The 23424-nt window shown below is 64.6% G+C and carries 18 protein-coding genes; 11 read left to right on the forward strand and 7 right to left on the reverse strand.

The window, feature by feature from the left end:
* Positions 1-23: 23 nt before the first annotated feature.
* From ASD73_RS19900 to ASD73_RS19915, 4 genes are read left to right on the forward strand one after another with little or no spacing between them, the layout of a single operon-like run.
* Positions 24-323 carry a YggT family protein gene (locus tag ASD73_RS19900; protein ID WP_056367575.1) on the forward strand — a complete coding sequence of 100 codons (300 nt, stop codon included), beginning with the start codon at positions 24-26 and terminating at the stop codon, positions 321-323.
* Entirely contained in the window at positions 323-1219 is an 897-nt protein-coding gene (gene folD, locus ASD73_RS19905; RefSeq protein ID WP_056367576.1) for a bifunctional methylenetetrahydrofolate dehydrogenase/methenyltetrahydrofolate cyclohydrolase FolD, read from the forward strand. The genes ASD73_RS19900 and folD overlap by 1 nt, the downstream gene beginning before the upstream one ends.
* The gene (locus ASD73_RS19910) at positions 1219-1887 is read left to right on the forward strand and encodes a hypothetical protein (protein WP_056367578.1); all 669 of its coding nucleotides are present in this window, start codon (positions 1219-1221) and stop codon (positions 1885-1887) included. The genes folD and ASD73_RS19910 overlap by 1 nt, the downstream gene beginning before the upstream one ends.
* The gene (locus tag ASD73_RS19915; protein WP_056367581.1) at positions 1884-2513 is read left to right on the forward strand and encodes a MarC family protein; all 630 of its coding nucleotides are present in this window, start codon (positions 1884-1886) and stop codon (positions 2511-2513) included. Before ASD73_RS19910 ends, ASD73_RS19915 begins: the two co-directional genes overlap by 4 nt.
* Before the next feature lie 53 nt (positions 2514-2566).
* Here ASD73_RS19915 and ASD73_RS19920 read toward each other — a convergent pair whose 3' ends face one another.
* Positions 2567-3256, reverse strand: coding sequence for an OmpA family protein (locus ASD73_RS19920; RefSeq protein WP_056368217.1), 690 nt, complete (start codon positions 3254-3256; stop codon positions 2567-2569).
* Positions 3257-3477: 221 nt separating this feature from the next.
* Between ASD73_RS19920 and ASD73_RS19925 the strand changes: the two genes are divergently transcribed.
* Complete coding sequence (locus tag ASD73_RS19925) at positions 3478-4803, forward strand: hemolysin family protein (RefSeq protein WP_056367583.1); 1326 nt, start codon at positions 3478-3480, stop codon at positions 4801-4803.
* Here ASD73_RS19925 and ASD73_RS23340 read toward each other — a convergent pair.
* Both ASD73_RS23340 and purD read right to left on the reverse strand, forming a co-directional pair.
* On the reverse strand, positions 4800-5627 hold the full coding sequence (locus ASD73_RS23340; protein WP_056367585.1) for a hypothetical protein: 828 nt from the start codon (positions 5625-5627) through the stop codon (positions 4800-4802). The two genes, ASD73_RS19925 and ASD73_RS23340, sit on opposite strands and share 4 nt — an antisense overlap.
* A gap of 97 nt (positions 5628-5724) precedes the next feature.
* The gene (purD, locus tag ASD73_RS19935) at positions 5725-7002 is read right to left on the reverse strand and encodes a phosphoribosylamine--glycine ligase (protein ID WP_056367587.1); all 1278 of its coding nucleotides are present in this window, start codon (positions 7000-7002) and stop codon (positions 5725-5727) included.
* Between purD and xseA the strand changes: the two genes are divergently transcribed.
* The 4 genes from xseA to ASD73_RS19955 all read left to right on the forward strand — a co-directional run bounded on the left by xseA (position 7001) and on the right by ASD73_RS19955 (position 12881).
* Positions 7001-8428 (forward strand): exodeoxyribonuclease VII large subunit, encoded by a 1428-nt coding sequence (xseA, locus tag ASD73_RS19940; protein ID WP_056367589.1) that lies wholly within the window; start codon positions 7001-7003, stop codon positions 8426-8428. The genes purD and xseA overlap by 2 nt on opposite strands.
* A gap of 85 nt (positions 8429-8513) precedes the next feature.
* Complete coding sequence (locus ASD73_RS19945; RefSeq protein ID WP_056367591.1) at positions 8514-8726, forward strand: DUF2093 domain-containing protein; 213 nt, start codon at positions 8514-8516, stop codon at positions 8724-8726.
* Positions 8723-9655, forward strand: a complete 933-nt coding sequence (locus ASD73_RS19950; RefSeq protein ID WP_056367592.1) for a M23 family metallopeptidase — start codon at positions 8723-8725, stop codon at positions 9653-9655. Before ASD73_RS19945 ends, ASD73_RS19950 begins: the two co-directional genes overlap by 4 nt.
* A gap of 271 nt (positions 9656-9926) precedes the next feature.
* Entirely contained in the window at positions 9927-12881 is a 2955-nt protein-coding gene (locus ASD73_RS19955) for a TonB-dependent receptor domain-containing protein (RefSeq protein WP_056367594.1), read from the forward strand.
* A 167-nt stretch (positions 12882-13048) separates the two neighbouring features.
* Here ASD73_RS19955 and ASD73_RS19960 read toward each other — a convergent pair whose 3' ends face one another.
* On the reverse strand, positions 13049-14071 hold the full coding sequence (locus ASD73_RS19960; protein WP_056367596.1) for a hypothetical protein: 1023 nt from the start codon (positions 14069-14071) through the stop codon (positions 13049-13051).
* Positions 14072-14122: 51 nt separating this feature from the next.
* On the opposite strand from ASD73_RS19960, the gene ASD73_RS19965 reads away from it, so the two are divergent.
* The gene (locus ASD73_RS19965) at positions 14123-15379 is read left to right on the forward strand and encodes an aspartyl/asparaginyl beta-hydroxylase domain-containing protein (RefSeq protein WP_200934989.1); all 1257 of its coding nucleotides are present in this window, start codon (positions 14123-14125) and stop codon (positions 15377-15379) included.
* A gap of 2 nt (positions 15380-15381) precedes the next feature.
* Here the strand turns inward: ASD73_RS19965 and ASD73_RS19970 are convergent, their stop codons facing one another.
* The 3 genes from ASD73_RS19970 to ASD73_RS19980 form a co-directional block, all read right to left on the reverse strand.
* On the reverse strand, positions 15382-16827 hold the full coding sequence (locus tag ASD73_RS19970) for a tetratricopeptide repeat-containing sulfotransferase family protein (protein WP_056367597.1): 1446 nt from the start codon (positions 16825-16827) through the stop codon (positions 15382-15384).
* A 27-nt stretch (positions 16828-16854) separates the two neighbouring features.
* Entirely contained in the window at positions 16855-19434 is a 2580-nt protein-coding gene (gene clpB / locus ASD73_RS19975) for an ATP-dependent chaperone ClpB (RefSeq protein ID WP_056367598.1), read from the reverse strand.
* A gap of 80 nt (positions 19435-19514) precedes the next feature.
* Complete coding sequence (locus tag ASD73_RS19980) at positions 19515-21080, reverse strand: leucyl aminopeptidase (RefSeq protein WP_056368221.1); 1566 nt, start codon at positions 21078-21080, stop codon at positions 19515-19517.
* A 155-nt stretch (positions 21081-21235) separates the two neighbouring features.
* On the opposite strand from ASD73_RS19980, the gene ASD73_RS19985 reads away from it, so the two are divergent.
* The gene (locus tag ASD73_RS19985) at positions 21236-23392 is read left to right on the forward strand and encodes an acylase (RefSeq protein ID WP_200934990.1); all 2157 of its coding nucleotides are present in this window, start codon (positions 21236-21238) and stop codon (positions 23390-23392) included.
* The last annotated feature ends 32 nt before the right edge of the window (positions 23393-23424 follow it).

Consider the following 23424-nt stretch of genomic DNA (forward strand, 5'->3'; position numbering starts at 1 on the left):
TCGGAGAAATCGCCTTGCTTCTCATGCTCCTCCAGATCGTCCACATCATCCTGACGGTCCTGTGGTGGTTCATCATCGCGCAGGCGGTGATGTCGTGGCTGATCGCGTTCAACGTCATCAACACGCACAACCAGTTTGTCGGCCAGCTCTGGACCGTGCTCGACCGGATCACCGAGCCGCTTTACCGCCCGTTCCGCCGCATCATGCCCGATTTCGGCGGGCTCGACCTGACCCCCATGCTGGTGCTGATCCTGATCATCATCCTCGACGGGCCGGTGCTGAACTATCTCGCGAAGCTCGCCTACGCCAACGGAATGGCGTGATGACCGCTGCGCAGGTGATCGACGGCAAGGCATTCGCCGCCGGCCTGCGGGCGCGGATCGCCGATGCGGTTCCGGCTTTCAAGGCCGCGACGTCGCGTGCGCCCGGTCTGGCGGTCGTGCTCGTCGGCGACGACCCGGCGAGCGCGGTCTATGTCGGGTCGAAGGGCAAGGCGACGGTCGCCGCCGGCATGGAAAGCTTCGAACACCGCTTGCCTGCGACCGCATCGCAGGCCGAGGTCGAAGCCTTGCTGCGCCAGCTCAATTCCGACGATGCCGTCGACGGCATCCTCCTTCAATTGCCGCTGCCCGGCCATCTCGATGAACAGGCGGCGGTCGCTACGATCGATCCCGACAAGGATGTCGACGGGCTGACCCCGGTCAGCGCCGGGCGTCTCGCGCTTGGCATCGCCGGGATGGTGCCATGCACCCCCTATGGCTGCCTGCTGCTGCTGCAGGATCGGCTGGGTGACCTGTCGGGCAAGGACGCGATCGTTGTCGGCCGTTCGATCCTCGTCGGCAAGCCGATGGGGCAGCTGCTACTGGGCGCCAATTGCACCGTCACCATGGCGCATAGCCGTACGAAGGACCTTCCGGGGCTCGTCCGTCGCGCCGATATCGTCGTTGCGGCGGTCGGCCGCGCCGAAATGGTGAAGGGCGACTGGATCAAGCCGGGGGCGATCGTGATCGATGTCGGTATCAACCGACTGCCGCCCGCCGACGGCGCGGCGAAGGGGCGGCTGGTCGGCGATGTCGATTATGACAGCGTCGCCGCGGTCGCCGATGCGATCACGCCGGTGCCCGGCGGGGTTGGCCCAATGACCATCGCGTGCCTGCTGCGCAACACGCTCGTCGCGGCGCACCGCCGCGCCGGGCTCGCCGATCCGGAGGGTTTTTGATGCGCCGTCTGGCCTTCGCGGTCCTTTCGCTTTCGGTGATCGCGGGCGGCGCTGCGGCGGCACGCCAACGCGACCCGCTCGCGGCGAATCCCAGCGCTTTCATCGCGGCCGAAATCGGTTTCTCGCGGCTTGCGCAGGAAAAAGGCCAGTGGACGGCGTTTCGCGAAACCTCGGCGCCCGAAGCGGTGATGTTCGTGCCGCAGCGCGTGAAGGCGCGCGATTGGCTGAAGTCACAGAAGGACCCCGCCGAGGCGGTGAAGTGGCAGCCGCATGCGGTCTATATCAGCTGCGACGGCAATGTCGGCGTTACCACGGGCGCGTGGCAGAAGGGTCAGGCGAACGGCTATTTCACGACGGTCTGGCTGCGCGATCCCAAGAAGGGCAAGCTCGCTTGGACCCTCGACCATGGCGATACGCTGGCGACCCCGCGCGAAGCGCCCGATTTCATCGCATCGAAGCAGGCGGTCTGCGGCTCGCGGCCCGCCGTGCCGATCGAAGCGGGCGGCGAGGGTGAGGATAGGGCGGTCGGCCTGTCGCCCGACCAGACGCTCAGCTGGACGTCGGCCGTCCGCGCCGACAAGTCGCGCCGCGTCACGATCCGCCTTTGGGATGGCAAGGAAATGGCGACCGTCATCGACGATCAGGTCGCGGCGCCGAAGCAGCCATGATCGATCTTTTCATCTCGGCGTTTGTCACGCTGTTCGTCGTCATCGACCCGCCGGGCTGCGCGCCGATCTACGCGAGCCTGACGACGGGGGCGAGCGCGGCGCAGCGGCGCTCGATGGCGATCCGTGCGACGGTGATCGCCGGGCTGATCCTCGTCTTTTTTGCGATGTTTGGCGAAGCGCTGCTCAGTTTCCTCCACATCGACCTCGACAGTTTTCGCATCGCGGGCGGTATCATGCTGTTCATCATCGCGATCGACATGGTGTTCGAAAAGCGCACCGAACGCCGCGAGCAGCGCGCCGAAAAGGTGATGGCGACGCCCGAGATCGAGGATGTCTCGGTGTTTCCGATGGCGATGCCGATGCTCGCGGGGCCGGGATCGATCGCGTCGGTGATGCTGCTCGTATCGCAGAACAACGGGCTCGACCGCGCGTTCGTGATCTTTGGCGCTTTGCTGCTCGTGCTCTTGCTGACGCTCGCCGCGCTGCTTTCGGCGGGTCCGCTGATGCGGCTCATCGGCAACAAGGGCGAGGCGGTGATTACGCGTCTGCTCGGCGTGCTGCTCGCGGCGCTCGCGGCGCAGTTCGTGATCGACGGGCTGAAGGCGAGCTTCCCGAGCCTCGGATAAAAGGGGCGCCGCCTTTCGGCGACGCCCTTTCTTTTCCACGGGAATGGAAAATCTTACTGCGCCGCGTTGACGTCGGCCTGCGTCACCGGCGCGATGCGGATTTCGACGCGGCGGTTGCACTGATAATCGGCCTCGCCGCGTTCGGGCGAGCATTTGAGCTGCGATTCGCCATAGCCGAGCGTCGCCATGCGCGCGCGCTGGATGCCGCGGCCGCCCAGATAGTCGGCGACCGATGCGGCGCGGCGTTCGGACAGTCCCTGATTATAGGTGTCGCTGCCGGTCGAATCGGTATGGCCGTAGACGTCGATATAGGTGCTCGGATATTCGGCCAGTGTCGTGGCGACGCCGTCGAGCGCGCTGCGGAATTGCGACTTCACCATCGCGCTGTTGAGGTCGAAGGTCACGTCGCCGGGCATGTTGAGCACGAGCTGGTCGCCCTGGCGCTCGACATCGATGCCGGTGCCCGCGGTGCGTTCGCGCAGCTTCTTTTCCTGCTGGTCCATATAATAGCCGGCGCCCGCGCCGGCGACCGCGCCGATGCCCGCCCCGACGATTTCCTCGGTCCGGCTGTTGCGCCCGCCGATCAGGTCGCCGAGCAGATAGCCGCCGAGCGCACCGCCAACGCCGCCGATCGCGGCCTTCGATATCTTTCGTTCCCCGGTCACAGGATCGGTGACGCAGCCCGTCAGCGCGATCGCGCCGATGCTCGTCAAAATGGTGAGCTTGATCGTCTTGCTGTTCATCTTTTCGCTCCCTTTATCCGGCGGATGCGTCTGATCCATCGCATGCCGCCCTTCCTTGCCGATAACATATAGCCGGCGATCTGGTTCCAAAATTCGCCTGAATGGCGGCTGAGCCGGACGTTCAGGCGCGTGCCATTGTGCAATGCGGCGCCTTTCGCTTATAGGGGAGAAATGACCGACGCTGACAGGGGCCGGGCGCTGACGCGCCGTACGACCGCCCAATGACCCCCTTTCCCTGGTCCGACGTTGCGATCATCGCCGTCCTGATCCTTTTGAACGGTGTCTTCGCGCTTTCCGAACTGGCGATCGTCTCGGCGCGCGGACCGCGTTTGCAGGCGGCCGAAAAGCGCGGCAGCCGCGGCGCCGCCGTCGCGCGCCAGCTCGCCGCCGACCCCGGCCGTTTCCTGTCGACAGTTCAGGTGGGCATCACGCTGATCGGCATTCTTGCGGGCGCCTATTCGGGCGCGAGCCTCGGCGGACCGGTCGGCGAGCGGTTGCAGGCGATGTTCGGGCTCGACGCCGAAAATGCGCGCGCCGCGGGTTTCGCCGTCGTCATCGCGGTGACCACCTATTTCTCGCTGATCGCGGGGGAGCTGGTGCCCAAGCAGTTTGCCCTGCGCGCGCCCGAACCGATCGCCATTTTCATGGCGCTGCCGATGCTGTGGCTGTCGAAAATCGGCGCGCCGCTCGTGTGGTTGCTCGACGCGAGCTCGGCGCTCGTCTTTCGCCTGCTCGGGCTCAAACGCGAATCGGAAGATCGCGTGACCGCCGAGGAATTGCACCTGATCGTCGCCGAGGCGTCGAAATCGGGGGTGATCGAGGAAAGCGAACGCGCGATCATCTCGGGCGTCGTGCGCCTTGCCGATCGGCCGGTGCGCGAGGTGATGACCCCGCGCAAGGATGTCGACTGGGTCGATGTCTCGCTCGACGCGCGCGGCGTGCGCGACAAGCTGGTCGAAACGCCGCACAGCCGTTTGCCCGTCGCCCGCGGGTCGGTCGACGATATCGTCGGTGTCGTGCAGGCGCGCGACATCGCCGCGGCGCTGTTCCAGGGCGAGACGCTCGACCTGGAACAATTGATGCGGCCGGCCAAAGTGATCCACGACCAGATCGACGCGATGGACGCGCTCGAAGCCTTGCGCGCCGCCGATGTGCCGATGCTCTTCGTCCACGACGAATATGGTCATTTCGAAGGGCTGGTGACCCCCGCCGACCTGCTCGCGGCGATCGCCGGCGAATTCGCGTCGGATCAGGACATCGGCAGCGAACCGTTCGTCGTCGAGCGCGAGGACGGCAGCCTGCTGATCGCGGGGTCGATGCCCGCCGACCAGATGGCCGAACGGCTGGGGATCGAACTCGGCGACGACCGCGACTATGCGACCGCCGCGGGCCACGCGCTCGCGATCCTCAAGCATCTGCCCAAGGAAGGTGAGCGCTTCACCGACAAGGGCTGGCGTTTCGAGATCGTCGACATGGACGGGCGCAAGATCGACAAGCTGCTGGTCAGTGAGGTGCGCAAGCCGAGGGACGAAGGCGAGGGCGGCTAGAGCTCCCCGCCGAGCGCCCCATATTTCGCTTCGAAGCCGGCCTTGTCGCCGCGTGCGAGATAGCCCGCCTGGTCGACGATATTGTCGCGTGCGATGCGGCCCTGGAAGGCGCCGAGCTGCGGGTCGATTCGCGCGACGTCGGCGTCGGTCCAGTCGGCGATCTGCCGGAAGCTGGTGACGTCGAGGCCGTTCAGCAGCACGGCGAGCTTGGGGCCGACACCCTTTAGCAGTTGCAGATTGTCGGGGCCGGTTTTGGGCGCTGGCGAAGCGGGCTTTACTGCGGGCGGCGGCGGAACGGTCGGTTCTTCGGGGATGGCAACAGCTGCCTTGGCGGGCGCCGGTTTGGCCGCCTTTTTGGTTGCGGGCTTGGTTGCCGTCTTTGCCGCGGGCTGTGCAGCGGGTTTCGCTGCCGGTTCCTTGGCCGTGGGTTTCTTCGTAGCAGGTTTTGCAGCGGCCTTCGGCTTCGCAGCAGGCTTGGGCGCCGGGGGCGCGGCTTTGGCAACCGGCTCGGCAACAGGCGCGGGCTTTGGAGTGGGCGCAGGCTTGGGCGCCGGCGGCGCAGCCTTGGCGACCGGTTCGGGTGCCGGCTGCGGGGCTGCGGGGGCAACGGGCTGCGGCTTGGGCTCGATCGGCTTGAAGCGCGCAGGTTCGGCGGCGATGATCTCGGGCTTTACCGGTTCGAGCGGCTTCGCGGGTTTCGTGGGTTCGACGGTCGGGCGCGCGATCTCTTCGGGTTTCGAGCGTCCGAACAGCCACCACAGCAGCACAACGGCAACGACGAGGCCGACGACCGCGATAATCCAGTTTTCCTGAAGCCAGGTCATGATCTTCTCCGCTTGTGATTTTCGGCAAGCCTATGCGGGCTTATGTGCCGGGTCTACCTTAACGAATGGGCCACCATGAAATTCCTCGCAGGAAAGTTCACTCTGCTTCGCGCGCGACCTCGCGCCAGCCGATATCACGGCGGCAGAAGCCGGTCTTGAAATCGAGCTTGTCGACGGCGGCGTAGGCATGCGTCTGCGCCTCGGTCAAGGTGCGCCCCGTCGCGGTGACGTTGAGCACGCGCCCGCCCGCGGCGACGATATGGCCGTCGTTGCGTGCCGTGCCGGCGTGGAAGACCCGCACACCGCCCGCTTCGGCGTCGGCGATGCCGTGGATCGCGCCGCCCTTTTCGGGGGTGGCGGGATAGCCGTTCGCGGCCATCACGACGGTCAGCGCATAATCGCTGGCGAAAGCGGGCGGGGCGGCGCCGGCGAGCGCGCCGGTCGACGCCGCGTGGAGTAGCGCGGCAAGGTCGCCGGCATAGCGCATCATCAGCACCTGGCATTCGGGATCGCCGAAGCGGGCGTTATATTCGATCAGCTTCGGCCCGGCATCGGTGAGCATCAGCCCCGCGAACAGCACGCCGATATAGGGCGTGCCGTCGGCGGCGAGCGTCGCGACCGTCGGGCGGATGATGCGGTCCATCACCGCGGCTTCAAGATCGGCGGTGAGCACGGGGGCGGGGCTGTAGGCGCCCATGCCGCCGGTGTTCGGCCCTATGTCGCCGTCGCCGACGCGCTTGTGGTCCTGCGCGCTGCCGAAGGCGATCACGTCGCTGCCGTCGGAGAGCGCGAAGAAGCTCGCTTCCTCGCCGGTCATAAATTCCTCGATCACCACCTCGGCGCCCGCGCTGCCAAAGGCGCCGTCGAACATGTCGTCGATCGCGGCTTCGGCGTCTTCAATTGTTTCGGCGATGATCACGCCCTTGCCGGCGGCGAGGCCGTCGGCCTTGATCACGACGGGGATCGAAAAGCCTTCGAGCACCGCGAGCGCTTCTTCGGCGCCGGTGCAGCGGACATAGGCGGCGGTCGGGATGCCGGCGCGCGCGCACAGATCCTTGGTGAAGCCCTTCGAGCCTTCGAGCCGCGCTGCGGCGGCGCCGGGGCCGAACGCGGGGACGCCGATCTCTCGCAGCCGGTCGGCGAGGCCCGCGACGAGCGGGGCTTCGGGGCCGACGACGACGAAATCGATCGCATGCGCCTTCACGAACGCGATCAGGCCATCGAGATCATCGGCGGCGATGGCGACGCATTCGGCGTGCGCCTCGATCCCCGGATTGCCTGGTGCGGCATAGAGCTTGGCGCAGCTTGGCGATTGTGCCAACTGCCAGCTGAGCGCATGTTCGCGGCCCCCCGATCCGACCAGCAGGATATTCATGTCAGTCCCTTTTCCCGATACGGCGTCCGACGATGGCACCGAAGCGCGGCTGTTAGCCGAGGCGGCGCCCGGCGACAATGCACCGGCGCTGTCGGTCAGCCAGTTATCGGCAGCGATCAAGCGTACCGTCGAGGACGGCTTCGCGCGCGTGCGCGTGCGGGGTGAATTGTCGGGGACCAAACGCGCGGCGTCGGGACATTTCTACGCGGCGCTGAAAGACGACAATGCGCTGATCGACATGGTGATGTGGAAGGGGCAGGCGGGGCGGCTCGCCTTCAGGCCAGAGGACGGGATCGAGGTGATCGCGACCGGCAAGCTCACGACCTATCCGGGGCGGTCGAAATATCAGCTCGTCGTCGATACGCTCGAGGTCGCGGGCGAGGGTGCGTTGATGCTGCTCTTCGAAAAATTGAAGGCGCGGCTCGGTGCCGAAGGGCTGTTCGACCGCGAGCGCAAATATGACCGCCTGCCCTATCTGCCGCGCACGATCGGCGTCGTGACGTCGCCCACGGGTGCGGTGATCCGAGATATCCTTCATCGTCTCGCCGACCGCTGTCCGACGCATGTGATCGTCTGGCCGGTGCTGGTGCAGGGCGACGGCGCGGCGGGGCAGGTCGCCAATGCGATCCGCGGCTTCGACGCCATCGAAGCCGGCGGCGCCGTGCCGCGCCCCGACCTGGTGATCGTCGCACGCGGCGGCGGGTCGATCGAGGATCTGTGGGCGTTCAACGAGGAGGTCGTCGTGCGCGCGATCGCCGATTGCCGCATCCCGACGATCAGCGCGGTGGGGCACGAGACCGACGTGACGCTCGCCGACTATGCCGCCGATGTGCGCGCGCCGACCCCTACCGCGGCGGCCGAAATGGCGGTGCCGGTGCGCGCCGAACTGCAGGCCCAGCTTGCAACGTGGAACGGGCGGATCATCGGGGCGGCGAACCGGCATCAGGCACTGGCAGGCGAGCGGCTCACCGCGCTGGCACGACATTTGCCGAAACGCGATGCGCTCTATGCGCCGCAGCGCCAGCGGCTTGACGATGCCGGCGATCGGCTCGACCGCAGCCAGCGCCACCGGCTCGCTGTGATTTCGGAGCGGCTTGCGACGCGTGGTGCCGCGCTGCGCCCTGCGTTGCTCGCGCGGCGCTGGGACCGCGACCGGGCGCTGCTCGAAGGGCTGGGACGGTTGCTTGTTTCGCTTGACCCGCGTGCGCTGCTGTCGCGCGGTTATGCGATGGTGCGCGATGGCGGAGGCGCGATCGTCACGACGGCGGCGAAGGCGCGCGCTGCCGGGCATTTGCAGCTGCAGTTCGCCGACGGCGAGGTGCCGGTCGCGGTCGGTGGCGATGGTACGGCGCCTCCTGTGACGCCGAAGCCGGCGCTCAAAACGCCGCCTGCTGAGCCCAGGCGGGGGCAGGGTGAGCTCTTCTGAGCTTAGCCAAGGGACCGGGGGTGGCTGCGCGGCGCGATGCTGTTATAGTCGCGGCAACAACGTACCGCCGAATGGATAGAGAATCATGTTGATCGCCAGCCGCAACCGCCTTGCCCGCCTGCAATATGGACCGAACGGGTTCCGCGTCCTGGCGCCCGGCGACCATGTGCTGTGCGCGGTTAGCGGCGCGCCGATCGGGCTCGACGAGCTGCGTTATTGGTCGGTCGCGCGGCAGGAGCCCTATGCCACCGCCGAGATATCGGTGCAGGCCGAACTGGACGCCGTACGCAAGGCATGAGGGTCGGGGCCGACGGGCTGCGGCAGGGAGCGACGCTTGCGCTCCTGATCGTTGCCGTCGGCTGCGTTCCGGCCGCAGAGACCGAAGCTACGCCCGCGCCGCGGCCGGCGGTTCAGCCCGTCGCCGCGCCGCCGTCGCCGCCCGCGCCGCCGGGCGCGCCTGTCCGTCCGGGCTTCACGCTGGCCGGGCTCGCCGAACAGGGCGCGGTGATGATGGGGCAGGTGCCCGGCGACACGCGTGCGCTCACCCTCGATGGCAAGGCGATTCCGCTCGCCGGCGACGGCCGCTTCCTGATCGCTTTCGACCGCGATGCCGGGGCAAGCGCGCGGCTGGTTGCGACGCTCGCCGATGGGCGCGAGGTCGAGCGCATCATCGCGGTCGCCGCCGGCCGCTGGCGGCTCGAACATATCAACGCGCCCTATCGCGGCAGCGCGGCGAACGACGCCGATTTCGAGCGCCGCCGCCCCGCCGAACTCGCGCAGATCGCCGCAGCGCGGAACATGCAGATCGATTCGGACGGTTGGCGGCAGACATTCCGCTGGCCGGTGACGGGGCGCCTGTCGGGACTTTTCGGGTCGCAGCGTGTCTATCAGGGCAAGCCGGGCAGCTATCACAGCGGCACCGACGTCGCGGTGCCGGCCGGAACGCCCTTTGTGGCGCCCGCCGACGGTATCGTCGTGCTTGCCGCGAGCGCCCCCTTCACGCTCGAGGGCAATCTGCTGATCATCGATCATGGCATGGGGCTCAGCAGCGCCTTCCTCCATTGCCAGCGGCTTGACGTGAAGGTCGGCGACCGGGTTGTGCAGGGGCAGCGGCTGGGTACGGTGGGGCGGACTGGACGCGCGACGGGACCGCATATGCACTGGGGGCTGAAATGGCGCGACGCGCGGCTTGATCCGGGCAAGCTCGCGGGACCGATCGGCGGCTGAGCCCCGGCTCACCCCAAGCACGAATTCGTAACCGTTGAAACAATATGTCGCGAATGACGCGCTGCAGCATATTGTATTTCGCGGATTTCCGCGTTTGTTGCAAATACGTCACAATGGCTTCCGAAACCGCCGATTGCGCCGGGAATTTGCTTTACTCGACATGAACGAAGTTACATCCCGCACGCTATCGGGGCATCTGTGCGCGTCGGCCTTGGCCTGCCGCGCGGGGGCGTCCGGGTAATTCAATCCACCAGTAGCAAGGGACTGCACTGTGAAGAAAACCCAATATTCCAAGCTGAGACTAGGCGCTGCGCCGCTCGTATTGAGCGTCGCCCTGGTTTCGGCTCCTGCCTTTGCGCAGGACGCCGCCGAAGAAGGTGCCGCACAGTCGGAAATCGTCGTCACCGGCTCGCTCATCCGTAACCCGAATCTTGAATCGGCCTCGCCGGTCAACGTCACCACCGAAGACGAAATCAGGCTGCGTCAGTCGACGAGCGCCGAGCTGCTGCTTCGTGAAACCCCCGGCGTCGTTGCGAACCTCGGTTCGAACGTGAACAACGGCTCGGTCGGTTCGTCGCGTGTCGATCTTCGCGGCCTGGGCGCGCAGCGCAACCTCGTCATGCTCAATTCGACCCGCATCGTGCCGTCGAGCACCTTCGGTGCGGTCGACCTCAACAATATCCCGGTCGCGCTGATCGAACGCGTCGACGTCCTGACCGGTGGCGCTTCGACGACCTATGGCGCGGACGCCGTGACCGGTGTCGTCAACTTCATCACCAAGCGCGACTTTGCAGGTATCGACCTGTCGGCGACTCAACAGCTCAGCGAGCGCGGCGATGCCAATCTGTTCAGCACCGATCTCGTTATCGGCGCGAACTTCGACGACGGCCGCGGTAATGCGGTTTTGTCTCTTGGTTATACCGAAGCCGACAAGCTGCTTTTCGGTGCCCGTCCGCAGGGCCAGTGCGTTATCAACTCCTTCTCGGGTGCTTGCGGTGGTGACTCGCCGACGGCTTCGCCGACTTCGTTTGCGATCCCGGGTCAGACCAACAACATGCAGATCGGCCCCGACGGGCAGAGCCTGGTGCCGCAATATTCGCTCTACAACTTCAACCCGGCGAACATCTACATCACGCCCTATCGTCGCTTCAACATGTACGGTGAAGCGCGCTATGACGTGTCGGATAGCGTGACCGTCTACGGTCGCGGCCTGTTCTCGAAGAACACTGTCGACACGGAAATCGCTTCCTCGGGTATCTTCGGCGAAGAACTCACCGTTGCTGGCAACAACCCGTTCCTGCCGGCCGGCATCCGCGATCAGCTCTGCACCTTCTCGGGCATTGCGCTGGGGGCGTCTTGTAACAACAATACGGCGATCCCCTTGGGTGCCGTATATCGTCGTTCGGTTGAGCTTGGGCCGCGCAAGTCGCGCTACGTCACCAACATCTTCGACATGAAGGCCGGTGCGACCTTCAATATCACGGACAAGATCTCGTTCGACATCTATGGCGCGTACGGCGAATCGGAAAATACCGAAACCCGTTCCGGCTATGTCGCGAAATCGCGCGTGATCCAGGCCCTTGACGCCGTCGACGCCACGACCTGTACCGACCCCTCGGGCGGCTGTGTCCCGTTGAACATCTTCGGCGGTCTCGGCAGCATTACGCCTGAAATGGGCGCATTCGTCGGCGGTCTTACCAGTTCGATCCAGCAATATTCGTCGCTGGCACAGGTTCATGGCGTGCTTTCGGGTTCGACCGGCTTCGCCCTTCCCTGGGCGAGCGAGGAAGTGTCGTTCGCGATCGGTGGCGAATATCGCGACTATTTCGCGGCGCAGCGCCCCGACAACCTGGCGCAGGTTCCGGGCGAACTGGGCGGCGCCGGCGGTGCGGTCGTTCCGTTCGAGGGCGGCTACAACGCGACCGAGGCGTTCGGCGAGTTGATCATCCCCCTCGTCAGCGACAAGCCCTTCTTTGACGAACTGACGCTCGAAGGCGGCATCCGCTATTCGCACTATGAGGTGGCTGCTCCGAACAAGCCGAGCTTCAACGCGACGAGCTGGAAGGTCGGTGTGAACTGGGCTCCGGCAGATGCGATCAAGTTCCGTGGCAACTATCAGAAGGCTGTTCGCGCGCCGAACATCGGCGAATTGTTCGCGCCGACCAGCACCGGTCTGACGAACCTGGCTACCGATCCCTGCTCGGGTACGAAGCCCGGCACCGTCGGTGGCCCGAACACGGGCGCGCAGAATGACTTGTGGGCCGTCTGTCTCGCGCAGGGCGCAAATCCGGCTGCGCGCGGCACGATCGCCGATCCGGCTTCGGGTCAGGCGAACGTGACGGGTGGTGGCAACACCAATCTGAAGCCTGAAACGGCGAAGACCCTGACGGTCGGTGTTGTGCTGACGCCGCGCGATCTGGTCCCCGGCTTTACGCTGTCGTTCGACTATTACCGCATCAAGGTGACGAATGCGATCACCGCGCCTCTGCCCGATGACATCATCAGCGCTTGCTTTGATAGCATCACGGCAGCTTCGGCGGCCGACCCGGCTTGCACGGCCATCCGTCGCAACCCGGCTTCGAGCCGTCTGAGCGGTTCCCCCGCGACGACTCCCGGCCTGCCGGCGCCTCTGACCAACGCGGGGCGTTTGCTCACCGATGGTTTCGACCTGGTCGCGAACTACAAGCGCAACATCGGTTTTGCCGATCTGGCGCTTAACTTCTCGGGCAACTATACGAAGAGCGCGAAGTTCGCGGCCTCGCCGACCACCGGTTATGGCACGAACTGCCCGGGCATCTACAGCGCGAACTGCGGTCTGTCTGTTGGCCAGCTTCAGCCGAAGTGGAGCTGGAGCCAGCGCACCACGCTGAGCTTCGACAAGATCGACATCTCGCTGCTGTGGCGTCACATCTCGAGCTTCAAATATGAGTTCATCGGAACGGATGACGAACTGTTCGAAGGCGCGATCACGGGTATCGGTCCGCTCGTCGGTAAGCAGGTCAACCTGAACCGCATTCCGTCGTACGATTATTTCGATCTGACGACGCGTTTTGCAGTGACGGATAACTTCGACCTGACGCTGACCGCGTTCAACCTGCTCGACAAGAAGCCGCCGCTCGTCGGCAACCAGGCGGGCACGACAACGGCCGGCAGCGGCAACACCTTCCCGTCGACGTACGACGTGGTCGGTCGCCGCTACAGCGCCACGGCACGCCTGCGCTTCTGATTCAGTCGGAAGGCAATGCATAGGAAGGGCGGATCTGCGGATCCGCCCTTTTTATTTTGTCTTGGAAATATATCGGGCCCGTGACGGTTGAGCGTAGAGCGGTCGGTGAATAGCCAGGCATCGGCTCAGCCGAAACGAAAGTCCGTGGATTTGTGGAGGGTATGCCGTCAGGCCGCGATCGCGGCCGGTAAGCGCATCGCTATATCGCGAGCGGCAGCGACCTCGTGAGTCCAAGCCGTAACCTTTTCGATCTCGCCTCCGTAAATTGGCCGCATCCGCCCATATTCCGCCGCGCGATCAGCCGCATCGAAACGTTGTCCGCTTTTGGAATCGCGCGTGAGCGCGCCAGCTACAATGGATGCAAGCTGGGCATTTGACAGATCAAGATTGAAATGCATTGCCACATCGCGAACGGTTTGCTGCGTCTCTGACATGAAGGTGCCGCTGTCGAGTGACCGCACTCGATCGGGATGGTTCGCAATCAGCGCCCCGAACAGGCTTTGCTGCGCGAGCCAGGCCATCGCCGCGATCTGCAAATCGGTCTGTTCGAAAAAATCTGTATCGCTGAAGCCGAGCGATTGAACGCAGCCTTGCGCGCGCAGTTTGACGAATAAGGTGCGCGCCCAGCGCCGCCCATCAAGACCCTTTTTCGCGATTGATATCAGGAAATCTTCCAGCGGGGCGTGCATCACGACCGCTTTGGCCGATGGCTGGATCGCCAACATGACCATCGCGAGGCCGTTGAGGATGTTCGATGGCTTTACAATGGTTGCGTGATCGCCGGGGAACGGGCGACCGAGCAGTCGTAGTGCGTCCGCCAATGCCATGGCGACGCCGTCCGCAGGGGCGCCGCGCAGGCGCCAGCCCACAATGTCGTTCAGGATCAATGGTTCGCTGAAACTGCTGGCTAAGCCGGGGAGATCGAAACACTTGCCTAGCAGTGTCGAGCAACAAAAGCCGGAATGAAAGATGAAATGCAGCGGGGCCTGTTGGCGAAACGCTTGTATATCCCGCTGCGAGAGCGACTGCCATTCGCGAGGGGGCAAATAGTCGTCGGTCAAGAATGGAACCGAAGCACGTTCCTCCCGGCTGCAGGAAATGAAGCGAAAAGCGCGGCTGCTTTCATCGAAACGGTGCGCCAACCATTCTGGGCCGAGCGGCTCCGGCATCGCCAGAATTCGATCGGTCATTCGTGTTTCAATCTCTGCTGCTTTGCGCCGAAACATGCGCTATGATCAAGCATGAGCCTGACAGAGCCTGCCGCAGAAGTCCAGTCACACATTGCCAAGATAGCCGATGCCCGCCGTCGGGGCGACCGCATCGCGGAGGTTCTGCATCTTGACGCCGCGCTTCGCCTGGCACCGGACGATCCCCAACTGCTCAACGCGCGCGGCATGTGCCATCTGCAAGATGGTGCGTGGGCGGAGGCTGCGGGCTATTTCACCAAAGCTGCGAATCATGATCCCAAAGAACCGATATTGTGGATCAATCTTGCGACAGCCCAGCGTGGGTTGGAAGACGTCGAAGGAGAACGCGCGGCATTGGATCGTGCCCTTGCAAATGATCGCTTTCAACTCACGGCGTTGCTTCGAAAGGCCGAACTTGAAGAGCGTTCGGGCAAAGAGGGCGATGCCGTCGTAGCATGGAACGCCGTAATTCAGGTCGCGCGTCAGATACCGGATGCACCACCGCCTGTCCTGGATGCCATCCAGCGCGGCCAGGCTTTTATGGCTCGGCATACAAGCGACCTGGCGGATCGCTATGACGATAATTTCGGTGCCGACCGTGCTGCCGATCCCGACATGCGTCGTTTCAATCGCTGCCTCGACATCGTGCTTGGGCGCAAAGGCGTTTATCGAAACGAATGCCACGGACTCTACTACCCCTTCCTTCCGGCCGACGAATATTTTGACAGACGTTTGTTCCCTTGGTTTTCCGATATTGAAGCGGCGACTTCCGACATTCGGCGCGAAGGACTCGCACTATTCGACGAGGGCGGGAACGATTTGCGACCTTATGTGCGGATGGACGAAGGCTCACCCGATAGCAAATGGACCGGGCTCGATGGTTCACTCGATTGGAGTGCCTGTTTTCTATGGGAATATGGCACGCCGAACCAACGGGTGCTCGACCGTTGCCCTGCAACTGCCGCTGCTCTTTCGCGTGCCCCGCTCGCACCGATTCCGGGCAAGGCGCCCTCGGCCTTTTTCTCCATGCTCAAGCCCGGGGCTCATATTCCGCCGCATACCGGCGTAACCAACACCCGCGCTATCATTCACCTGCCGCTCGTGGTTCCGCCCGGATGCGAATTTCGCGTGGGCGGCGAGACGCGCGCCTGGACGGAAGGGGAGGCGTTTGCTTTCGACGACACGATCGAGCACGAGGCCGTCAATCGCAGTGGGGAGAACCGCCTGGTGCTAATCTTCGACGTATGGAATCCCCATCTGTCGGAACGTGAGTGTGAACTTCTCACCGAATTCTACGCTATGCAAAAATAACGCTATTCCGGAGCTTCGCCTAATTTTGCGACGGCGGATCCGAGCGCGTCGGCGTAGTTTTTCCAGCGCCCGGAGGATTTGCTGTTAACGGCTGAGCGGGCTTTCCAGTTGCTCGGCGTACGAATGATCGAGGAGCCGCCGGCATCCGCCAAAGCATGTCCGGGAACGCCAAGCCCCAGCTCGCGAAATGCGGCAGCCATAATGGCATCGGGATCTCGAACCATAAGGTCATAGTCGACGACGACGATGTCTTCGCCAAACACCGTCTGCCAGTGCGCCAACAGGCGGCGATATTGGACCGCATAGTGGACAAGATCCTCGATTCGATCGGCGTAGTTAATCGATTCTGCAAAATTCAGGAAAAATGCAGACAATATATTGTCGCGCATATTTCGCCGCGTATGGATGATTTTGGCGTCCGGAAATAACGTCTTGATCAGTCCGATGTGAATGAAATTGTCAGGTCGTTTATCGGTGACATAACGCGCTAAAGGGAAATTTGATCGTACCCGGGCCAAATATTGTTCACGCAGATGTTGCAACTTTTCTGCACCGACATTCCGCAAGGCGGACGGGTAGGGCAGAAGGTGGTCGTGCACCATGGCCGGAATGAGCTCAAGCTCTCCACCGATCTGGATCAGCGGATGGCGCCCGAGCAATTGTTCGATCACGGTCGATCCCGAACGGAACATCCCGCAAACGAAAATCATGCCGACGTCAACATCGTCCGCGACCCGATCGGGCCGGACGGGAAACTGCGCAATGAGATCGTCAACGAGTTGTTCTTGCGCTCGCCGGTTATACTGCAGGGCAGCGGGACGAAGAGCAGCAGTTATGGCATTTGCCTCGGTGATCACGGCAAAGGCCTGAGAATATCGCCCTTCCGCGTCTAGCGCGTTGCCAAGGGCGAAAAGCAGTTCCGCCCGGTCGTCTTCGCTGTCGACGCCCAGGCGCAGCCCTTGTTCGAGGTCGTTGATTGCCGCCGCACCCTCGCCTCTGTGGACGCGGATTGCGGACAGTCGCGCGCGCGCGCGGCCGTTGCCGGGCGCAATCCGCGATGCTTCATGATACGCCGTTGCCGCGGCATCGGCGTTCCCGGCGTCTTCCATCAGGCTGCCGAGATTGAGCCATGCGGGAAGATAGCCGGGATCCAACGCGATTGCGGTGTGCAGTTCCTGTTCGGCCTCATCAATCTGTTCGAGATATTCGGACAGGATGGCCGCCCGGTTGACGTGGGCGGCCTCGGGGTCGACGACGTTTCGCCTTATGGCCTCATCATAAGCACGTAATGCCTCGGGGTAGGCACGCAATTGACGAAGAGCATAACCAAGATTGAACCAGCCGTCGGCATGATCAGGATTGAGTGCCACAGCCTGCCGGAGTAGGTCCGCGGCATTCGCATAACGATGTTGGTCGATGCATTTTTCCGCGGCAGCATCGAGCCGCATCCATGGTTCCACCAACTTACCCCATTCTTACCTCGACATTAGTACCAGCGCCCCGTCGCCTTCGTCGACCTTGATCGTCGACCCGTCCTTGACCTCGCCCTTCAGGATCAGGTCGGCGAGCGGGTCCTGCAGATATTTCTGCACCGCGCGCTTCAGCGGCCTTGCGCCGTACACCGGATCATAGCCGACGCGCCCGAGCCACGCACGCGCGGCGTCGGTCAGGTCGAGCGTGACCTTGCGGTCGGCGAGCAGTTTCTGGACGCGGGCGACCTGGATGTCGACGATGCCGCTCATATGCCGCTGCGCGAGGCGATTGAAGAGCACGATCTCGTCGAGCCGGTTGAGGAACTCAGGCCGGAAATGCGCGCGCACGACCTCCATCACCGCGGGCTCGGCCTGTTCGATCGGCGCGTCGTCGGGAAGCGCCGCGATCGCCTGGCTGCCGAGGTTCGAGGTCAGGATGATCAGCGTGTTGGTGAAATCGACCGTGCGCCCTTGCCCGTCGGTGAGGCGCCCGTCGTCGAGCACCTGCAAGAGGATATTGAACACGTCGGGATGCGCTTTTTCGACCTCATCGAAGAGCACAACCTGATAGGGCCTGCGCCGCACCGCTTCGGTGAGCGTGCCGCCCTCCTCATAACCGACATAGCCCGGGGGGGCGCCGACCAGCCGCGCGACGCTGTGCTTTTCCATGAATTCGGACATGTCGATGCGGACCATCGCATTGTCGTCGTCGAAGAGGAACCGCGCGAGCGCCTTGGTGAGTTCGGTCTTGCCGACACCCGTCGGGCCAAGGAAGAGGAAGCTGCCGAGCGGGCGGTTCGGGTCCTGCAGGCCCGCGCGCGCGCGGCGGACGGCGGTCGAGACGGCGCGGACGGCTTCGTCCTGTCCGATGACGCGCTGCGTTAGCGTGCCTTCCATGCCAAGCAATTTCTCGCGCTCGCCTTCCATCATCCGGTCGACGGGGATGCCGGTCCATTTGCTGACCACCGCGGCGATATCGTCGGCGGTGACTTCTTCGCGCAGCATCGCATTGCCCGCTGCGGCTTCCGCATCTGCAAGCTGCTTTTCGAGGCCGGGGATCGTGCCGTAGGATAGCTCGCCCGCCTTCGCGAGGTCGCCGGCGCGCTGCGCCTGATCGAGCGCCGAACGCGCGGCGTCGAGCTCTTCCTTGATCTTGGCTTCGGCGTGGATCTTGTCCTTCTCGGCCTTCCACTTCTGCGTGAGCCCCGCCGACTGCTGTTCCTGATTGGCGAGTTCGGCCCGCAACGTCGCGAGACGATCCTTCGACGCGGCGTCGGTTTCCTTCGACAGCGCCGATTCCTCGATCTTCATCTGGATGATGCGGCGGTCGAGCGTCTCGATTTCCTCGGGCTTCGATTCGACTTCCATGCGGATGCGGCTCGCGGCCTCATCCATCAGGTCGATCGCCTTGTCGGGCAGGAAGCGGTCGGAGATATAACGGTTCGACAGCGTCGCCGCAGCGACGATGGCGGCGTCGGTGATCCGCACGCCATGGTGGAGTTCGTATTTTTCCTTGAGCCCGCGGAGGATCGAGATCGAATCCTCGACCGTCGGTTCGCCAACGAACACTGGCTGGAACCGCCGCTGGAGTGCGGGGTCCTTTTCGACATGCTTGCGGTATTCGTCGAGTGTCGTCGCGCCGATGCAGTGGAGCTCGCCGCGCGCGAGCGCGGGCTTGAGCAAGTTCGAGGCGTCCATCGCGCCCTCGCCTTTCCCTGCGCCGACGAGCGTGTGCATCTCGTCGATGAAGAGGATGATCTCGCCCTCGGCCGCCTTCACGTCGTCGAGCACGCCCTTGAGCCGCTCTTCGAACTCGCCGCGATATTTGGCGCCCGCGATCAGCGCGCCCATGTCGAGCGACAACAGGCGGCGGTCCTTCAGGCTGTCGGGCACGTCACCGTTGGTGATGCGCAGCGCGAGGCCTTCGGCGATCGCGGTCTTGCCGACACCGGGTTCGCCGATCAGCACCGGGTTGTTCTTGGTCCGGCGCGCGAGGATCTGGATGGTGCGACGGATTTCCTCGTCGCGGCCGATGACCGGGTCGAGCTTGCCCTCGCGCGCCACCTCGGTGAGATCGCGCGCGAATTTCTTGAGCGCTTCGTAGCGGTCTTCGCTGCTCGCCGTGTCGGCGGTGCGCCCGCCACGCAGGTCGTTGATCGCTGTGTTGAGGGCGTCGGCCTTCACGCCGGCCTCGGCGAATGCCTTGCCGACCGGGGTGGTCGGCGCAAGCACCATCGCAAGCAGCAGCCGCTCGACGGTGACATAGCCATCGCCCGCCTTGCTTGCCACTTGCTCCGCCTGATCGAGCAGGCGCACCGCGTCATTGTCGAGGCCGGGGGTCGCCTGCGCGCCCGAACCCGACACGGCGGGAACCTTGGCGAGCAGCGCGTCGATGCCGGCGACCGCGCGCTTGGCGTCGCCGCCACTCTCCGCGATCAGGCCTGCGGCCATGCCTTCATTGTCTTCGAGCAGTGCTTTAGCGATATGCTCGGGCGAAATCCGCTGGTGGTTCATGCGGATCGCGATCGTCTGCGCCGCCTGCAGGAAGCCCTTGGCGCGGTCGGTAAATTTCTCGAGGTTCATTCTGGATAAGCCCCTTTCTTGCCGAGCAAGATAGTGTTGCCATTGTGCAACACAAGGGGCCTTCCGAGGTTCCGCAAAACCTATTCGCTCCGCGCGAGCTGGTCGAGCAGGCGCACGCCGAAGCCCGTCATGCCTTTGGGAACGAGTGAGGTGGCCTTCTCCGAACGGTTGACCCCGGCGATATCGAGATGTGCCCACGGGGTCGTCTCGTCGACGAAGAAGCCGATGAAATGCGCGCCGAGGCTCGCGCCCGGGCCTTGGCCGGTCGCGGAGTTGCGAATGTCGGCGATGTCGGACTTCATCCGCTCGGCATAATCCTTGTGGAGCGGAAGGCGCCACAATTCCTCGCCGCTGGCGGTGCCGGCGGCGATCAGGCGCGCCGCAAGCGCTTCGTCGCGCGCGAAGAGGCCCGCATAGCTGTTGTCGAGCGCGCCGACGACCGCGCCGGTGAGCGTCGCGATGTTGACGATCGCTTTGGGCCGATAGGCCTTGGCGACATATTCATTGGCATCGGCGAGGACGAGGCGGCCTTCGGCGTCGGCATTGACCATCTCGATCGTCTTGCCCGACATGGTGCGGGTGACGTCGCCCGGACGCTGCGCATTGCCGTCGGGCATATTCTCGGCGAGCGCCGCGACCCCGACGACATGCACCGGCGCGCGCGATTTGGCGAGCGAGACGACCGCGCCCATCACCGACGCGGCGCCCGACATATCGCCCTTCATATTGCCCATCCCGGCGCCGGGCTTGAGCGACAGGCCGCCCGAATCGAAGGTGATGCCCTTGCCGACGAAGGCCGTCGGCGCGTCGGGCGCGCCGGCACCGCGATAGCGGATGAGCAGCAGCCGCGATCCGCGAGGGCTGCCCTGGCCGACGCCGACGAGCGTGCCCATTCCGAGTTTGCGCATCGCGGCTTCGTCGAGCACTTCGATGCTCACGCCCGGCGTGCCCGCGAGCGTTTCGCGCACGCGCGCAACGAAGCTTTCGGGATAGATGACGTTCGCGGGCTCGTTGGCGAGGTCGCGCGACAGTCGCACGCCTTCGGCAAGCGGCTTCCAGCGGCTCGTAAAGGCGGCTTCGGCGGCCGGCGAATTGGCCCCGACGATCGTGACCGGGCCCGTCGAGGGCGCCTTTTTGTCGACGGTCTTGTAGCGGTCGAAGCGATATTGGCCGAGCGCGAAGCCATAGGCGACATCGGCGGCCGAGACGTCGCCGAAGGCACCGGCGATGGCCACCGGCTGGGCGTCGCTCCTGAGTTCCTGCGCCGCCTTGCCGCCCGCTTCGGCGAGCGCGAGCGAAGAGGGCGTTGCGCCGGCCCCGATGAGCAGGATGCGCGGATGCGTGCCGATGCCGCGCAGCGACAATGTCGTACCGGCCTTGCCGTCGAAGCTCGCCGCAGCGATGGCGGCGGTGACCGCCGTGCGCTCGGCAGCGCCTAGCGCGACACCGTCGAGCGGGGGCAATGTCGCGTCGGTCATCACGACGACGAGCGCGGCGCTTGCAGGGGCATTTGCCGCAAAGTCGATCGCCCGCTCGGCGCTGTTCGCGGCGGTTGCGGGCACGACACCCGAACCCGTGACGGACTGCGCCATCGCGGCGGGCGCGAGGGCGAGCGACAGGCAAGCGGAAAGGAGCAGGCTTTTCATGCGCATGGTTCGATATTCCCCGTTGTTCAATGACCTGACCCATGCATAGCGACGCACTGTTCGCCCGCAAATCCGGCTCGACGAACGACAGTCGCTTGCCATCGGACGACATGGCCGCCACAGATGCGCCGGACCGGGTGCGAAGAGGACCAGAGATGCTGCGACGGATTTTGCTGGGATTCCTGCTGCTGCTGGTGCTCACCGCCGCCTCGCTCGCGCTCTGGGAGCCGCTGACCGCCGAAGCGCCCGCCGCGCCCGCCTTCAAGCCCACCGACGTTCGGATTGCGCGCGACAAATTCGGTGTGCCGCATATCTTCGGCAAGACCGACGCCGATGTCGCTTACGGCGTTGCCTACGCGCACGCCGAGGATGATTTTTCGACCTTGCAGGAAGTGCTGGCGATGACGCGCGGCCGGGCGGGGGCGATGCTGGGCGAGGATGGTGCGAAGATCGACTATGCCGAAGCGCTGCTCGGCGTGCGTGCGACCACCGCGCGCGACTGGCCGCGCCTGCCCGCCGATGTGAAGGCGCTGTTCACCGCCTATGCCGCGGGGCTCAACCATTATGCCGGAAAACATCCCGATGAGGTGCGCCTGTCGGGACTGTTCCCCGCGACCGGCGAGGATGTCGTCGCGGGTTTCGTGCTGCGTTCGCCCTTTTTCTTCGGGCTCGATTCGGTGCTCGGCTCGCTCGTCGAGAACAAGGAGATCGGGCGCGAGGGTGGCCCCGCGCTCGATGCGACGGGCAAGCTGGTGCCGCGCGAACTGACCCCGGTCGGGACCGATCCCGCCGACAATGGATCGAACGGCATGGCGGTCGCGCCCGCGCGCTCGACCGACGGGGCGACGCGGCTCGTGTCGAACTCGCACCAGCCGTGGACGGGCGGCGTCGCCTGGTACGAACTGGTCGTGCATTCGGAGGAGGGCTGGGATTTCGCCGGCGCGAACTTCCCCGGCTCGCCTTACCCCTTCCTCGGGCACAATAAATATCTCGGCTGGACCAACACGGTGAACCGGCCCGATCTGATCGACGTCTACAAGCTGGTGCTCGACGACAGCGGCGAGAAATACCGCTTCGACGGCGCGTGGCGCCCGCTTGAGGAAAAGCGCATCTGGCTGAAGGTCAAGTTCGGCCCGTTCGTGCTGCCAGTCCCGCGCACCATCTATCGCTCGGTCCATGGGCCGGTGGTTAAGAACGCGAAAGGCGCCTTTGCGATCCGCTATGCCGGGATCGATCAGGCAAATATGGTCACCCAGTATTATAGGTTGAACAAGGCGAAGAGCTTTGCCGAATGGCGCGCGGCGATGGCGGGGCAGGGCGTGCCCGCGACCAATTTCATCTACGCCGATGCGAAGGGCAATATCGGGCTTTTCTATAATGCGATGTTCCCCGACCGGCAGCCGGGGTTCAACTGGCGCGGCGTTTTGCCCGGCGACACCTCGGCGGATTTGTGGACGCAGACGCTGCCGTTCGACCGCGTGCCGACGCTGGTCAACCCGCGCTCGGGTTATGTGATGAACGCGAACAACACGCCGTGGGTCGCGGCGGGGCCGGGCGACGAACTCGATGCCGCGGCCTTCTCGCCGCTGCTGGGGGTCGAGGACGATATGACCAATCGCGGGGTGCGGCTGATCGAGCTGTTCGAGGCGTCGGGGCAGATCGACGAGGCGCGGCTGAAGGCGATCAAATATGATACCGCCTATGCAAAGACGGGTTATGCGAAGGCGTGGATGGACCGCATGCTCGCGCTCGACACCAAGAGCGATCCGGCACTGGCGCAGGCGCAAAAACTGCTGCGTCAATGGGACTGGAACCTCGACGGCAGGGGGAAGGGCGACGCGCTGGCGCTGATGCTACTTCGCCCCGCGAACGGCAGCCATTACCAGCGCCGCGCCGCGCCCGATCCGCGCACGGTGCTGAAAGAGACGGTCGCGCATCTGCAGGAGCATTTCGACGGGCTCGATCCGAAGCTCGGGACCGTATTGCGATTACGGCATGGTGAGGGCGCGAACCGCGTCGACCTACCGCTCGATGGCGGCAACGATACGGTGCGCGCGTCGACCTTGTGGGACGCCGAACCCGACGGGCGGCTGAAGGTGCGCCACGGCGACAGCTTCATCATGTTCGTGACGTGGGATGCGCAGGGCCGGGTGCACTCGGAATCGATCCAGCCGTTCGGCGCCGCAACGACGCGGCCCGATAGCCCGCACTATAATGATCAGGCGCCCCTGTTCGTGGCGCACAAGCTGAAGCCTGTGCTGTTCGATCCCGCGGCGCTGAAGGCGGGCGGGGCGCGCTTCTATCGGCCTTGAAAGCCGGGATTTGCTGTCCTAAACCGTTGATA

The sequence above is a fragment of the Sphingopyxis sp. Root154 genome (assembly GCF_001427105.1).
In the GTDB taxonomy this organism is placed as follows: Bacteria; Pseudomonadota; Alphaproteobacteria; order Sphingomonadales; family Sphingomonadaceae; genus Sphingopyxis.